The sequence below is a fragment of the Vibrio sp. Vf1514 genome, assembly GCF_052076135.1.
Taxonomy (GTDB): domain Bacteria; phylum Pseudomonadota; class Gammaproteobacteria; order Enterobacterales; family Vibrionaceae; genus Vibrio; species Vibrio furnissii.
In genome coordinates, this window is record NZ_CP197268.1 from 200,041 (window position 1) to 215,031 (window position 14,991).

The following is a 14,991-nucleotide window of genomic DNA, read 5'->3' on the forward strand; positions in this document are numbered from 1 at the left end:
GTAGACGGGCTGAATTGTACTGAGCTGACCTAGAAAAGCCAGCGCAGAATCATCGAGGCTTATTCAGGCTTGCGGGCGACAAACACCAACAAGATGCCGCCGAGAATCATCAGGCTCACCAGTATCAAGCGCAGTGTCATCGGCTCGTTCAATAGCAGGCTGCCCCCGATCAAAGCGATGGCGGGCACCGATAACTGTGCAACGGAGGCTTGCAGCATGGTTAAGCGGCTGATGACCCGATACCAGAGAATATAACCTGCGGCGGATGCCAGACTGCCCGACAACAGCGCAAGCACCACGCCGCGTGTTGAGAGGGCGTCCAGATGAATCATCCAGGGAGACACGAGTAGACACAGCAGGCTTGCTGCCCAAAACCCTTGAGCAATCGCGTGGGTTGGATTGCCGCTGTTGCGCCCAAGTAGCGTGAACACCGCCCATGCAAGGCCAGCGATGATCATCAGCAGTGCGGATATCCAACCGGGTTGTTCAGCGCTGGGCAGCATCAAATAGATAAAGCCGGCGATAGAGATCGCCAGCCCCAGCCATTCCAACGTTCGAATCTTATTGCCTTGCCAACAGTGCGCAGCGAGCAGTGAGAGTTGTACTGTGCCGAAAAGCAGCAGCGCGCCAGTTCCGGCGGATAAGGTCAGATAAGCGATGGAAAAACAGAGCGCGTAGATAAACAGCGATGCGCCGGCTTTGAGGGCGAACGGCAACGAATAGCGACGATGTTCGCGGCGCACGACCATGGCGTGCAAGGCGACTAATGTGATTCCTCCCGAGATCAAGCGCAGCGCCGTGAACGATCCGGCGTCAATGGCGTGTGTTTGTAATGCCAGTCGACACAGAATGGAGTTGGCCGCAAAGGCCATCATGGTGATGACAGTGAGCAGGGCTGGATGCACAGGGAATCCTTGGGGGTTTGGGTGAATGATCTTCACTCCATTTAAGGCGAAAAAACAAAATGGGACAAATGTGTTTTACTTTGATAGTCAAACTAATTACTATTTTGAAAATTTGATTATCAAAGTATCTATCATGCAAACACCTCATTGTCCTCACACTCACACCTTTTCTTATGCCAATGAAAAAGGGGAAAAACGCACGTTGTACGTGCTGTTGTTAACGTTAATCACGATGGCGGCTGAAATCAGTGCTGGGTCGATTTATGGTTCGATGGCGCTGTTGGCAGACGGTTGGCACATGGGCACCCACGCGGCAGCATTCTGCATTACGCTGTTTACGTTTCGCTATGCCCGCAAACATCAGGACTCACGTCAGTACACGTTTGGGACGGGGAAAGTGGGCGTCTTGGGGGGCTACACCAGCGCCATTGGTTTGGGGCTGGTGGCACTGTTTATGTTCGGTGAATCGCTGCATCGCCTGTTCAATCCGTTGTCGATTCAGTTTAATGAAGCGATCGTCGTGGCGGTGATTGGCTTGCTTGTGAATGTCGCCAGTATGTTCTTATTGCACGACCATCACGACCATCACGACCATCACGACCATCACGACCATCACGACCACCATCATCAGCATGACCATGACCATGACCATGAGCATGTTCATGATCATAACCTGACCGCGGCATACATGCATGTGCTGGCCGATGCATTGACTTCGCTGCTTGCCATTGCGGCGTTGATTGTGGGCAAGTACCTCGGCTGGGTGTGGTTAGATCCCATCATGGGGATCGTCGGCGCATTGGTGATCACCAAATGGGCGGTGGGATTGATGAAACAGACCGCCCCGATTTTGCTAGATGCGCACATTGAACGGAATTATGAGCAAAAGCTGTTGACCAAGCTGGCACAAAGCGGCGGCGAGGTGATGGACATTCACATGTGGAAAGTGAGTTCGAGTCACTACGCGGCGACAATCCGCTTGAACAGTGAGGCGAACAAAGATGCGGCGTACTTTAGACAGCAACTGGCCGAGTTTGATAAACTGCACCACCTCACACTTGAGGTGAATTCGAAGTAAAGGCAAACACATGCAACATCTGACTGAACTCAACAACCTGATCACCGAGTTTTACGACAAAATGTCGTCGTGGGAACTGTCGGTGGTGAAAGAAACCGGTTATTCGCTGGCGCAGATCCACACGCTGGAAGTGTTGGGCAGTCATGGTGCCATGCGCATGAAAGAGTTAGCCAATCGCCTGAGTATTACCACGGGTACACTCACCGTACAGGTCGAAAAGCTCGTTCAGGCCGGGTTGATTGAACGTCAGTCTCTGGAAGGAGACCGACGTTCGATTGTGGTCGACTTAACGGCGCAAGGCCACAATGTTTATCGTGAGCACAACGCACTGCACCTTGCACTCACGCAAGAGCTCACCCGTCATTTCTCCGAGCAGCAACATCAGGCGTTAGTCGAGATGCTGACTCAGATGAATCAAGAGTTCTGACCTCGTCTTACCCTATCATCGGGACGGTGGAGAGCAGCAATAAGCCGCCCATGGCGCCGTTAAACCAACGAACATACTTGGGGTGGGTCATCCAGTGACTCAACTGTTTACCCGCCGCCGTCCAAATGCTCACGGATGGAATATTCACGATCGCAAAGACCAACGCGATGAGCAGTAATTGCAGCCAGCTTGCGCTTTGGTTGTAAACGCTGACCGCCGTGAGTGCCATCGACCAACCTTTTGGATTGACCCATTGGAACATCGCTGCGGCCAAAAACGACATCGGCTTGTATTGATGTTCTGGATTGGCTGGCTTGCTGAGTGCGATCTGAATCGCCAGATACACCAGATAGGCCAGACACACGACATGTAGGATCTGTTGCAACAAAGGTGAGGTTTGAAACAAGCCCGTTAATCCAACACCGACCAGCAGCACCATCGCGCTAAACCCAAACGTCACGCCCAACATATGGGGCAACGTGCGCCAAAATCCCACGTTGGCCCCGGATGTCATCAACATGATGTTATTGGGCCCAGGGGTAAAGGTTGAAACAAAAGCGAAAGCCACCAAAGGCCCCCATTGACTGTAATCCATTTGCGGTTACTCATTCCTCATTAAACATGCAAAGATAGTAATGGCCATGAGGCGCAATTTTATGTTTATATTTGTGCTTGAATGAGTTTATTAGCAATGAATGGTGGTTATGGATAAGTTTGACGAAAGAATATTGCGTGAACTGCAATTGGATGGACGAGTCTCAAACGTTGAGTTGGCAGAGCGGGTCGGTTTGTCGCCCTCAGCCACGTTGCGCCGAGTGCAGGAACTTGAACGCCGAAAGGTGATCAAAGGATATCGTGCGGTGTTAGACAAGCCACAACTCAATGTTGGATTTGTCGCCTATGTCTCGATTGGGCTCAATAACCACACGAAAAAGTCACAACGCAGCTTCGAGGAGCATGTGCGCTTTGCGAATGAAGTGGTGGAATGCCACAACATCACCGGCATGAACGAATATTTGTTGCGCGTCGAAACGCAAGACCTCGCGGCGTACAAACGTTTTCATGAAGATGTATTAGGTGAGTGTCAATATGTGCAATCGATTACAACAATGGTGGTTATGGATTCACCCAAAGATGAGCGCCAATAATATTTAGATATAGATTAAGAAGATAATAAAAGAAATTTATATTCAACTGAATGAATTCAATAAAAACGCAGTCATATTATTTTCTAAAAATAATATTTAATGTTCATTCTCAAAAATAAGAAGTTATTAATCGCGATATAAATTCAATCCAGTGACATTTGTTCCCATAAAACGACGATTAAGTGATAGATGTGTTGATTGTATTTATAAATTAGAGTTTTTACTTTATTAAATGTCATTGCTCTGACATTTGTTGCGATGTGAGCAAATTTTCGCGTGGTTTAAGGTAATAAGTTGCTTGCTCTGGGCAAGTAGTTGCCTGGTTTTATGCTGGTTTAACCAGTGACTGGGCTTAAAACAGGTATGTATTTTGCTATTTCTCATATCAGGCGTGTTTAATTATATTTCAGAGAAGAGTTTGTTATGGGAAATGGTATTGTTGTTGGGCATATAGGGACAGCGCATGATGGATTCCCACCGACGCCGGTCACCGCAGGTTCGGGCTCGGTTAAAATCGATGGGATTCCCGCGGCCCGTCAAGGCGATCCGCTGGCTCCGCATGATAAACCTAAAAATCCTTCTCATCCGCGCAGTATTGCCGCGGGCTCTTCAAGTGTCATGATTGATGGCAAACCAGCCGCAAGAGCGGGTGATGCAGTTGACTGTGGTGGCGTGTTGCAAGGTGGTAGCAGTGTCAACATTGGTTAAGTCTTGCCTTGTCTCGCTGGCACTCACTCTTGGCGTCACGAGCTTTACCGCCTTGGGTGAAGCGTACGATGCATCCGCATTAACGGCGCAACAGGCGTTTGAAAATGGCCGTTTGTTGCGTGCTCAATTCAAAAATGTCGAATCAAGACCGTTTCTCAAACATGCCGCCGACAGCGGAAATGCCGATGCGGCTTACCTTTATGCGATGGAGTTATCGAACTACAAAACCACGATCCGTACGCCGCAAGAAGCCCGTGATTACTTGCTTCAAGCTGCGCAAGGCGGTAATCGCCATGCGATGCAGCACCTCTATTTGAATGGGCAGTGGTTGAGTAAAAAAGATCGCCTTGATTGGCAGCAGCAGTATCACGATGCCTTGATTCGCTTAGGGCGCACTGCGCCGGCACAAGCCTTGTTCGAGCTGGCTCAGTATTATCACGCACGCGATAAAGCACTGTCAGAATATTATCTCACCAAGGCGGCTGCCTTTCGTCATCCTCGCGCGTTAATGGAACAGGCGAGGCGTATCGAGCGTGGTGCGGGAACCTATGTGATGCCGGGTGAGCGTGAAACGGTTGTGCGTAAAACGTATTTGGCCGCAGCCGAAACCGGCTATGTGCCTGCGATTCGTGCTTACATTAATTTGCTCGAAGACAAAGGGCGCTACAAAGAAGCGTTTGATTGGCGTAGAAAGGCGTTACAAGCCGGTGATCTGACGTCGCTCGCTGCGCTGGGCTTTATCTATAGTGGCCAAAGTGAAGGGTATCCCTTCATCGAAACCGACTTGGTTTTGGCGAAGGCTTACTTGGATTTGTATATGGAAATGGCTGGAACGGATCGCCTCGAAACCCTTTATTCGACGGTGGCTGAGAGCTACCAACAAATCACACCACGTATTAATGCTGAGCAAGAAAAAGCGGCAGATAAAATTGAATCTTCCCTGAAAAATAGTGTGGATTTTTATAACCATGATCTTTTTTGGGATATTTAGAATTATTTAATATTAGCTACCGATAATACGTGTGAGAGAAGTAAGTATTTTTTGGGTGAAGATCATGTTTTTGCGTTTTTTTGTACAACAAACGCATATTAAATGAATAGAATGTGCCCGCTTCATAATAATTAAAATAAAGAGAGTGGCTAATCTCTTTATTTATCATTTTATAAATAAAAAGTTTAAATGTGAATTTAACTTGCATTCTTTTCGGGCGATTGTGTGGCTGTCATCCAGCGATGCTTCAATTGCCTGCTATCAAGAAGTTATATTTACTCAAATTAAAATAAGAAAATTTAGATATTTCTAATGTGTCGATATTTCTGATAGTTAAAGCAAATTCAGATATTGACGCAGCTATTTCAACGACAACGACTGGCATAGGTATTTGGAGACGTTATATGTCTAAAGAAGGAAGTGTAGCTCCGAAAGAGCGCATTAATATTAAGTATATTCCTGCGACTGGGGATACACAGGCTGAAGTGGAATTGCCATTGAAAACCTTAGTGGTTGGTGATTTCAAAGGTCATTCAGAAGAGACGCCAGTTGAAGAGCGCTCAACCGTTTCTGTGGATAAGAACAACTTTGAAGCGGTGATGCGTGAAAGCAATCTGAAACTGACCACCACCGTGAAGAACAAACTGGGTGAAGATGAGACTGCCGATTTACCGGTTGAGCTGAACTTCAAATCCCTTGCGGATTTCTCCCCAGATTCTGTCGCTTCACAAGTTCCTGAATTAAAAAAATTGATTGAGTTACGCGAGGCGCTCGTCGCGCTGAAAGGCCCGCTGGGTAATATTCCTGCGTTCCGTGAGCGCCTGCAAGATCTGCTGAACTCGGAAGAGTCACGCGAGAAACTGCTGGCAGAACTCAATCTTGTTAGTGAATCAGAAGAAGAAACTCAAGCCTAAGTTGACTTGATACTTTTGTCATTAAATCTTAATCAGGAACAATAAGATGTCTACGACTGAAACGGTACTGGAAAGACCGCAGCTGGCTGAAGGAAGCTTGCTGGACGAAATTATGGCGCAAACCCGAATCGCTCCTAGCGAAGAAGGGTACGATGTTGCGAAAAAAGGGGTGGCTGCATTTATCGAAAATCTGATTGGTGGCAACCAATTGGATGAAGCGGTGAATAAGTCTCTGGTTGACCAAATGTTGGTTGAGCTGGACAAGAAAATCAGCGCACAGATGGATGAAATTCTCCACGATCAGCAATACCAGCAAATGGAATCGGCTTGGCGTGGTCTGAAACTATTCGTGGATCGCACCGATTTCCGTGAAAATAACAAAGTTGAACTGCTGCACGTCACCAAAGAAGAGCTGCTGGAAGACTTTGAATTTGCACCGGACACAACGCAATCTGGCTTGTACAAACACGTTTATTCCTCCGGTTATGGCCAGTTTGGTGGTGAACCGACCGGCGCGATCGTGGGTAACTTCGCATTTACCCCTTCGACGCCAGACATGAAACTGCTGCAATACATGGGTGCCCTCGGCGCGATGGCGCATGCGCCGTTCATCTCCAGCGTGGGCCCCCAATTCTTTGGCATCGATTCATTTGAAGAATTGCCAAACATCAAAGACATCAAGTCAACGTTTGAAAGCCCGAAATACACCAAATGGCGTGCGCTGCGTGAGTCAGAAGACGCGCGTTACATTGGCCTGACGGCGCCTCGTTTCCTGTTGCGTGTTCCTTATGACCCAACAGAAAACCCAATCAAATCATTCAACTATTCAGAGAACGTGAGCCAATCACACGAGCATTACTTATGGGGTAATACGGCGTTTGCATTCGCAACTCGTTTGACAGATAGCTTCGCGAAATACCGCTGGTGTCCAAATATCATTGGTCCACAAAGTGGCGGCGCGGTGGAAGATCTGCCAGTGCACGTATTTGAATCTATGGGTGCGCTACAAAGCAAGATCCCAACGGAAGTGTTGATTACCGACCGTAAAGAATTTGAACTGGCGGAAGAAGGCTTCATTGCCCTGACGATGCGTAAGGGCAGCGACAACGCCGCATTCTTCTCGGCAAACTCCATTCAGAAAGCCAAAATCTTCCCGAACACCAAGGAAGGCAAAGAAGCTGAAACCAACTACAAGTTGGGCACGCAACTGCCTTACATGATGATCATCAACCGCTTGGCGCATTACGTGAAAGTGCTGCAACGTGAACAGATTGGTGCATGGAAAGAGCGCCAAGATCTGGAACGCGAGCTGAACTCGTGGATCAAGCAATACGTTGCGGATCAGGAAAACCCGCCGGCAGACGTACGCAGCCGCCGCCCACTTCGCGCCGCGAAAATCGAGGTGATGGATGTGGAAGGCAATCCAGGTTGGTACCAAGTGTCTCTGGCTGTTCGTCCGCACTTTAAATACATGGGTGCGAACTTCGAACTGTCGCTGGTAGGCCGTCTGGATCAAGCATAGCCATGACTTACATTGCACCTGAAGAGAGTGCATTTGGTGTTGGCTTCTTTGAACGTTTAGAAGCCAATGCTAAACCCATGTCTCTGACCCAAGGGCCAGATGCATGGGATGTACTCGAATCCGTTAAGCGTAATGTGTCCAATATCCTCAATACACGAATCGGTGGTGCGCAAAGCGCGCCGCATCTCGGGTTAGTGGATTTTAACGACGCCACCTTAGAAACCATGGATCTGTCGCTGCGTATCAAACTGGCGATTCAGCATTGTCTGGAACGCTATGAGCCACGTTTAAAGCAGGTACTGGTGCGCGCCGATTCGGACCATTTCAATCCTTTAACGCTGCGTTTCCACATTGTGGCCAGCATTAACTGCGATGCATTGCACAAGAAAGTTCAGTTCAGTCTGTTACTGGATCAAAACAGAAAGTATCGAGTGTTTTAATCACCATGACTCAAGACAAGTATTTCAGGGAAGAGCTCGCTTTTCTTAAAGAGCAGGGGAGAGAATTTACCGAAATTCACCCTCAGCTGTCGCGCTTTCTGCATGGCAGAACAACCGACCCAGACGTAGAGCGTCTGTTGGAAGGCTTTGCGTTCCTGACTGCGCGTCTGCGTGAAAAAGTCGAAGATGAGTTCCCTGAACTGACGCACTCGATCATCAATATGCTGTGGCCGAACTATTTGCGGCCTGTGCCGAGCATGAGCGTGGTGGCCTTTACACCGGACAAAAGTGTCAGTGAAAGACAGACGATTGCTCGCGGCACTCAACTGGATAGCAAACCGGTGTTTGGCACCAAGTGTCATTTCCGAACCTGCCGCGATGTGGCGCTCTATCCGCTTCATTGTCTGGATGCCAACGCGGAACACACGCGTGAAGCCACCATCATTAAGCTGACAATGAAGATGAATGGCGACATCTCAATTGGTGATGCCGAGCTGGGGGATTTGCGTTTTTACCTCGGCGGAGACAAGTACAGTTCGCAAATGTTGTATCTGTGGCTCAATCACTATTTGGAAAAAGTCAGTGTTGAAGTGAATGGGGCCGTCTTTACGCTGCCGCGCAATGCGTTTGCAACCGTGGGCTTTCACAGCGACGAATCGTTATTGCCTTACCCAACCAATGTTTACGAAGGCTACCGCATTTTGCAGGAGTACCTGTCATTTCCGGAAGCGTTCCACTTTTTTGATCTCAAGGGATTGGGGCAAGCACTGCCAAAATCGGTGCACGGCGAATTCACGCTGCACATTCATTTATCCAAAACGTTGCCTGCCGACGTTCGCGTGCGTAAAGACAACTTTCAGCTCTATTGCACGCCGGTGATCAACCTCTTCGAGCATGATGCCGACCCCATCGATCTCAATGGTCGTAAATCGGAATACCGCATTGTGCCATCCAGCCGCTATCCGGCGCATTACGAAGTGTTTAGCGTCGACAGCGTGGTGGGTTGGCAGGACAACAGCCAAGCGGGTCAACGGGTACGTGGCGAAAAGCGCGTGTACTCCTCGTTTGAAAGCTTTCAGCATGAAGTTGAACGCGTGCGCCATCGCCAAGCGCTGTATTACCGCACACGGATTAAAGAAAGCATTCGCGGTGATGGGTTTGACTCGTTTGTGTCCTTTATTCGTGGCGATGAAACCCTGTCGGTTGATGTGGATGAAGCGGTGTCCATCAAACTGACCTGTACCAACCGTTTGTTACCGTTGGAGCTGGGTGTGGGCGACATTTGTGAGCCGACTGACACCTCACCGCCTTACGCGACGTTTCGCAACATCACCGTGCCGTCGCAGTCGCTGCGTCCGGTGCTTGATGGCAGCCTGCTGTGGACACTGATTTCCAACTTGTCACTCAACTACTTGTCGTTGCTATCTAAAGATGCGCTTAGCTGTGTGCTGCGGGCTTACGATTTCCGCGCGTTGGTGGATCGCCAAGCTGAGCGTGTGGCGCGTCTGCGCATGGATGGCATCAGTAAAATCGAATCGCAACCGGTAGACAAAATGCTGCGCGGCTTACCCGTACGCGGCCTGCAATCAACCCTCTACATTGACCAAGCAGGGTTTGGTTCGGAAGGCGATTTGTATCTGTTTGGCACGGTGCTGAGTCATTTCTTTGCGCTCTACGCCAGTATCAATTCGTTTCACGAATTGGTCGTCATCAACGTGAGTAACCAAGAGAAGTACACATGGGGAACACAGACCGGAATGCAGCCGTTGATATGACGGCTGACGGCCAGCTGGTGCCCCAATTGCACTTGCCTGGTGATGTACGTGCTTACAACTTTTACCAGTTGGTTGAGTTGTTGCAAAAACTGCAGCAATTCAACCCTGAATCGGAAGAGTGGGAGCGTCAGTGTCAGTTGGTGTTTAGTGCCAACCCAAGCTTGGGGTTTTCGCCGTCTGATGTGAATTCTCTGCATGAGCGTGACGATGAACGTTTGGTGATGCTGACCAACTTTTTTGGTTTGTCTGGCGCGCAGTCGCCGCTGCCCGGGTTCATCATCGAACAATTGGTCAACGAAGAACCGGGCGGGTTCAAACAACCATTTTTTGACTTTTTTAATAACCGATTGATCAACTTGGTGTACCGCATCTGGCGCAAATATCGTTACTACGTGCGTTTTCAGCCAGATGCGCAAGATGCGTTTTCTACCCAGTTGTTCGCGTTGGTGGGATTGGGTGATACCGACCTGCGCGGCGAGACGCCCATCAACTGGTGCAAGATGCTGGCTTACGCCGGTACCTTGGCAGGACGCAGCCGCTCACCGCAAGTGGTGGCTGGCATCATCGCCCACTGTTTCGATTTGCAAGACGTGAGCATTCGCCAGTGGGTGCGCCGCAAGGTGCAGATCGACAAATCCCAGCAACTGTCGCTGGGACAACAGAATGCTCAACTGGGCGTTGACAGCATGGTGGGTGAATCGGTGATGGACTGCAACGGTAAGTTTGTCATCTGCATTGGAAAGTTATCGCGCGAGCGTTTCGCCGATTTTCTTCCTTCCGGTAAGGAACACCAACCGCTGTGCAAATTAGTCGAATTTATTTTGCGTGAGCAGATGGCCTACGACGTCGAGCTGACCCTAGATGAAGATGAAGCGCCCAAATTGAGCTTGGCGGCCGATAGTGGCGTAGCTCTGGGATGGACTTCGTTTCTGGGAGACAACGCGCAAGACCAACACGTTCTGATTCAAGTGAGGCAATAACAGATGAACGCAATGACTCAGACGTCACTGATCCTTCAAGTGGCCAACGTACAACTGCTCGAATCGGGTTTAACCGCCCAATCGCACTGGACGCCGGATGGCGGCAATATTGGCTCCGAATCATGGGCAACTTGGCGACTCAAAGACGCGCAAGGCCGCGTGAAACCGCAGCATTGTGCCATTGTCTCGATTGATGGCGCGTTTTGTGTGCGTGATTTGTGTGGTGACACCTATGTGAATGGTTCACACATGCCGCTGGGTAAAGATCAGTTGGCAAAGCTGGAGCATCGAGACGAAATCACCGTGGGGCCTTATCAGCTACGAGTTTCGTTTGGTCATGCGGATGAGCACGACCGCAATGCAGGCCCATTGGATGCGATGTTTAAAGCGGATCAGGTCGATCTGCTGGCGGATGACCCCTTCGATGATGAAGCACTAGAAGACGAGGCACCGCTTGCGGCGAATGCTGATCCGCTCTTGGCACTGGATGCGCTACTTGAGGCCAAAGACGACGCCGAAGCGCTGCTGCGCGATGTGGAACGACTAGACGACAGTGACCAGTCGCATGCATTGGTGCCGGAAGAGAACTTGGTGCTTCATGATTTGAAATTTACCCCGCAGGCAGACAGCGAGTACGAAATGACGTCATCCATTCGATTGAAAAAAATTCTGGGCTTTGGCCCGCGTAAAGACGATGCCGCGCAACCGGACATCGCGCCAGCGCATCAGTCTCAGTCACCACAACAAACAACAACAGCACCATCATCACCAATCAACACTCACAACGTATCAGAGGGCTTAACAATGGATGAAAAAGTATTGGATCTTCTTGAAGAAGAAGTCGCCAGAAGTCTGCAACCTGCCAACGCCGACACTGCCACAAGTTCTGCGGGTGGCAAACATTTGCTGACCGGCCCAATGCTGCAGGGGCTGGGGATCGATCTCAGTCAGGACACTGACATGGAACGCATGCACTTCTTGTCTCAGGAATTGGGTGAGTCGCTGCAGGCGTGTGTGAAAGGCTTGCTGGAACTGCATCAACAAGTGAGTGACGGTCGCTTCGGAACCATGAACCGTAACCTGCAACCCATTGAAGATAACCCGCTGCGCTTGGGTCTATCTTATGAACAAACTATTCGCACCATGTACGATGCCGACAAGAGTTTGGTCCACCTCTCTGCACCGGCGGCGATTTCAGAAAGCCTGAAGAACGTCCGCGACCACAACGAAGCGATGCAACACGCCACCTCGGAAGCGCTGAATCAGATTCTGAACGCATTCTCTCCACAAGTGTTGCTGCGCCGCTTCCATCACTACAAACGCAATACAGACACCAGCGCCACCTCGGATGAAGCGTGGGCGTGGAACATGTACTGCAACTACTACCAAGAGCTGACTTCCAACCGTCAACGCGGTTTTGAAAAGCTGTTCTGGGAAATTTTCGAACAGGCTTACGACAAGAAAATTCGTGAGAAGCAACTGGAGCTCTAATCGTGAACAAACTGCTGTTTATGCTGCTTTCGTTGCTGGTATTGACCGCTTGCAGTTCGACGGAACCGTACGAGCCAGCGAAACAGCCGACGAAAGTCACGTTCAGTCTACTCGCTGATGATGGCGTCAACCCCAGTATTTGGGGAGAAGCGTCTCCGGTCGAAATTCAGGTGTTTGAACTCAAAGATGATTCGATGTTCATGTCCGCCGACTACGACCAACTGAAAGCGGATTATAAAAAATCACTGCGCAGCAACTTCGTCAAAAATTACGACTACGTGCTGATGCCGGGCCAGTTCAAGTTTGTGAATGCGTTTGAAGTGGATGAAGAAACAAACTACATCGGTGTGATGGCGCACTTTTCTGATCCGGAAATTAGTGAATGGAAAAAGGCCGTCAAAGTGCTGAACAAAGGCAGGGAATACCACTTGCTGATGTTTTTCAAAGATTACGATGTGAAATTGGATAGGGTGGAATAACAAAAGATGTTTGCGCGTAACCGAGTCATTTGGAATGAGGGGCTATTTATCAAGCCGCAACATTTCCAGCAGCAGCAACGTTATGTGGAGTACCACATCGACGAGCGCATGACCGCTGTCAGCCGTTATCTGTATGGCGTGTCTGAGCTGTCACTCAATCCTGAATATCTGTCGTTTGGTCGCATCGCCATTGAACGCGCAGTCGGCATCATGCCCGATGGCACCGCGTTTCGGATTCCGCAAGAAGATGCGATGCCAGACGCCTTAGAAATCGACGATGCGTCGCTGGCGAACCAACTGGTGTATCTGGCGGTGCCGCTACGCAGTGAATCGCTGATGGAGGTCAACTGGCCGGAAGAGCGAGGCACCGGGCGCTATGTCAGTCGCCGCTTAGAAGTGCGTGACGTGCACACCGTGCAGGGCGATACCACGACCATCGATGTCTCGCCGGTGCGCATGCAACTGATGCTGGAAAAAGAAGATCGCAGTTCATTTGCCTCCATCGCCATTGCGCGCATTTTGGAAAAACGCCCGGACGGCAGCGTGGTCATGGACCCGGATTTCATCCCTTGCCACCTCAACGTGGTCGGCAATGCTGCGCTGCACCGTTTCATCAATGAAATGTCGGGCTTGATGCGCGAGCGCGCCAAGAACATTGCGCAGCGGATCAGCGCGCCATCGCAAGGCGGCGTTGCCGATGTGTCGGACTTTATGTTGTTGCAAGCCCTGAACCGCCTACAGCCACAGATGCAACATCTGGCAGAGCTGCGCAGCCTGCATCCCGAACGTTTGTTTGAATGCTTGGCGTCCGTGTGTGGTGAGTTGGCCACATTTACAGACGAAAGCCGTCTGCCGCCAACGTTGCCAAGTTACAACCACGACATGCCCAGTCAGTCGTTTGGTCCCTTAATTCGCAATCTGCGTCAGAGTTTGAGCGTGGTGCTGGAGCCTCGCGCCGTTTCGATTCAACTGGACAAACGCAAGTACGGCCTGATGGTCGCGCCGGTACACGATCCGCAGTTGATGGACAGCGCCGAATTTATTATTGCGGTGAAAGCACGAATGCCGCTCGACGATCTGCGTCGCCTGTTTACCCAACAGACCAAAGTGTCATCGGTGGAAAAAATTCGCGAACTCATTTCCCTGCAATTGCCAGGTATCCCGTTGATTTCATTGCCAGTGGCGCCTCGTCAGTTGCCATATCACGCGGGATACACCTATTACCAGCTGGATAAAACCAGCCCCGCGTGGGCGATGCTGAATCATTCGAGCGGCTTTGCGTTCCACGTCGCAGCAGCATTTGATGATCTCGACCTGCAATTCTGGGCGATTAGGAGTTAATCATGGCGTTAAGTAAAAAAGAGACCCAATACAGCAGCTTGCTCTTCGATGACGTGCAGCAGATCAACCATGATCAGGACTTCTGGTTCCAGCTGCGTGGCGATAATCCCAATGTGTTGATCGACGCAGCGACGCCGCTGTTTGGCTTGTCACTGCGCGTCCGTTCTTTGGCAGCCTGCGACAACATTGAGCAAATCTACAACCAGACCATTGAAGAGATCAAAGCGATCGAGATTGAGCTGGCTGAACAAGGCTTTGAGCACGCGATTTTGATGGCGTATCGCTACATCCTATGTGCGTTTCTGGATGAAGCGGTGATGGGCACCGAATGGGGTGCATCCAGCGTATGGGCGGAGCATTCCATGTTGTCGCGTTTTCACAATGAAACGTGGGGCGGCGAAAAAGTATTCACGATTCTGAGCCGTTTGGAAGGCGAACCGAAGCGTTATCAGGCGCTGCTGGAATTCATTTATCAATGTTTGGTGTTGGGTTTTGAAGGCAAATACCGCGTGATGGATGGTGGCCAACTGGAACGTGAAAAGGTCATTACCCGTTTGCATGATGTGCTCGCGAGTCTTGAAGAGGAAGAACCGCAGGATCTCACGCGTGCCACCGACCATGTTGTGCGCGCCAAATACAAACTGAGCCGTCAGTTGCCGATTTGGTCGATTTTTGCCGGTTTTGCCCTGCTGTGGGTCGGACTCTTTCTCGGCTATACCTATTTGCTGCACAGCAAATCAAGCGACGTGTTAAATCAACTCAATCAAATACTTTAAAACAATTATAAGGCTA

Annotated in this window: 16 protein-coding genes; 14 read left to right on the top strand and 2 right to left on the bottom strand. The window is 50.1% G+C overall.

Annotated features, from left to right (window positions below; all coding sequences use genetic code 11):
* Positions 1 to 59 precede the first annotated feature (59 nt).
* Entirely contained in the window at positions 60 to 905 is an 846-nt protein-coding gene (locus ACS18Q_RS15720) for a DMT family transporter (RefSeq protein WP_441257966.1), read from the bottom strand.
* Positions 906 to 1,038: 133 nt separating this feature from the next.
* Here ACS18Q_RS15720 and dmeF point away from each other — a divergent pair, with 133 nt between their 5' ends.
* Together dmeF and ACS18Q_RS15730 are read left to right on the top strand one after the other, a co-directional pair.
* Positions 1,039 to 1,983 carry a CDF family Co(II)/Ni(II) efflux transporter DmeF gene (gene dmeF / locus ACS18Q_RS15725; protein ID WP_441257967.1) on the top strand — a complete coding sequence of 315 codons (945 nt, stop codon included), beginning with the start codon at positions 1,039 to 1,041 and terminating at the stop codon, positions 1,981 to 1,983.
* Between the two features lie 10 nt (positions 1,984 to 1,993).
* Positions 1,994 to 2,410, top strand: a complete 417-nt coding sequence (locus ACS18Q_RS15730) for a MarR family winged helix-turn-helix transcriptional regulator (RefSeq protein ID WP_154179316.1) — start codon at positions 1,994 to 1,996, stop codon at positions 2,408 to 2,410.
* 7 nt (positions 2,411 to 2,417) lie between these two features.
* Here the strand turns inward: ACS18Q_RS15730 and ACS18Q_RS15735 are convergent, their stop codons facing one another.
* Complete coding sequence (locus ACS18Q_RS15735; RefSeq protein ID WP_004727199.1) at positions 2,418 to 3,005, bottom strand: LysE family translocator; 588 nt, start codon at positions 3,003 to 3,005, stop codon at positions 2,418 to 2,420.
* Positions 3,006 to 3,114: 109 nt separating this feature from the next.
* Here ACS18Q_RS15735 and ACS18Q_RS15740 point away from each other — a divergent pair, with 109 nt between their 5' ends.
* The 12 genes from ACS18Q_RS15740 to vasF all read left to right on the top strand — a co-directional run bounded on the left by ACS18Q_RS15740 (position 3,115) and on the right by vasF (position 14,975).
* Positions 3,115 to 3,558 carry an Lrp/AsnC family transcriptional regulator gene (locus ACS18Q_RS15740; RefSeq protein ID WP_014257992.1) on the top strand — a complete coding sequence of 148 codons (444 nt, stop codon included), beginning with the start codon at positions 3,115 to 3,117 and terminating at the stop codon, positions 3,556 to 3,558.
* 423 nt (positions 3,559 to 3,981) lie between these two features.
* A complete protein-coding gene (locus tag ACS18Q_RS15745) occupies positions 3,982 to 4,266 on the top strand; it encodes a type VI secretion system PAAR protein (RefSeq protein ID WP_004727197.1) in 285 nt (94 codons plus the stop codon).
* Positions 4,250 to 5,257: a sel1 repeat family protein gene (locus tag ACS18Q_RS15750; protein WP_055465185.1), complete on the top strand. Its 1,008-nt coding sequence runs from the start codon at positions 4,250 to 4,252 to the stop codon at positions 5,255 to 5,257. Before ACS18Q_RS15745 ends, ACS18Q_RS15750 begins: the two co-directional genes overlap by 17 nt.
* A 404-nt stretch (positions 5,258 to 5,661) precedes the next feature.
* On the top strand, positions 5,662 to 6,171 hold the full coding sequence (tssB, locus tag ACS18Q_RS15755; protein ID WP_004727195.1) for a type VI secretion system contractile sheath small subunit: 510 nt from the start codon (positions 5,662 to 5,664) through the stop codon (positions 6,169 to 6,171).
* A gap of 46 nt (positions 6,172 to 6,217) precedes the next feature.
* On the top strand, positions 6,218 to 7,693 hold the full coding sequence (tssC, locus tag ACS18Q_RS15760; RefSeq protein WP_004727194.1) for a type VI secretion system contractile sheath large subunit: 1,476 nt from the start codon (positions 6,218 to 6,220) through the stop codon (positions 7,691 to 7,693).
* Between the two features lie 2 nt (positions 7,694 to 7,695).
* Positions 7,696 to 8,133 carry a type VI secretion system baseplate subunit TssE gene (gene tssE / locus ACS18Q_RS15765; protein WP_004727193.1) on the top strand — a complete coding sequence of 146 codons (438 nt, stop codon included), beginning with the start codon at positions 7,696 to 7,698 and terminating at the stop codon, positions 8,131 to 8,133.
* A gap of 5 nt (positions 8,134 to 8,138) precedes the next feature.
* Complete coding sequence (gene tssF, locus ACS18Q_RS15770; protein ID WP_014257993.1) at positions 8,139 to 9,908, top strand: type VI secretion system baseplate subunit TssF; 1,770 nt, start codon at positions 8,139 to 8,141, stop codon at positions 9,906 to 9,908.
* A complete protein-coding gene (gene tssG, locus ACS18Q_RS15775; RefSeq protein ID WP_086027303.1) occupies positions 9,872 to 10,888 on the top strand; it encodes a type VI secretion system baseplate subunit TssG in 1,017 nt (338 codons plus the stop codon). Before tssF ends, tssG begins: the two co-directional genes overlap by 37 nt.
* 3 nt (positions 10,889 to 10,891) lie before the next feature.
* Positions 10,892 to 12,379 carry a type VI secretion system-associated FHA domain protein TagH gene (gene tagH / locus ACS18Q_RS15780; RefSeq protein ID WP_143679849.1) on the top strand — a complete coding sequence of 496 codons (1,488 nt, stop codon included), beginning with the start codon at positions 10,892 to 10,894 and terminating at the stop codon, positions 12,377 to 12,379.
* A gap of 2 nt (positions 12,380 to 12,381) precedes the next feature.
* A complete protein-coding gene (gene tssJ, locus ACS18Q_RS15785; protein WP_004727189.1) occupies positions 12,382 to 12,858 on the top strand; it encodes a type VI secretion system lipoprotein TssJ in 477 nt (158 codons plus the stop codon).
* A 6-nt stretch (positions 12,859 to 12,864) separates the two neighbouring features.
* Entirely contained in the window at positions 12,865 to 14,199 is a 1,335-nt protein-coding gene (gene tssK, locus ACS18Q_RS15790) for a type VI secretion system baseplate subunit TssK (protein WP_004727188.1), read from the top strand.
* Between the two features lie 2 nt (positions 14,200 to 14,201).
* Positions 14,202 to 14,975 carry a type VI protein secretion system protein VasF gene (gene vasF / locus ACS18Q_RS15795; protein WP_004727187.1) on the top strand — a complete coding sequence of 258 codons (774 nt, stop codon included), beginning with the start codon at positions 14,202 to 14,204 and terminating at the stop codon, positions 14,973 to 14,975.
* Positions 14,976 to 14,991 lie beyond the last annotated feature (16 nt).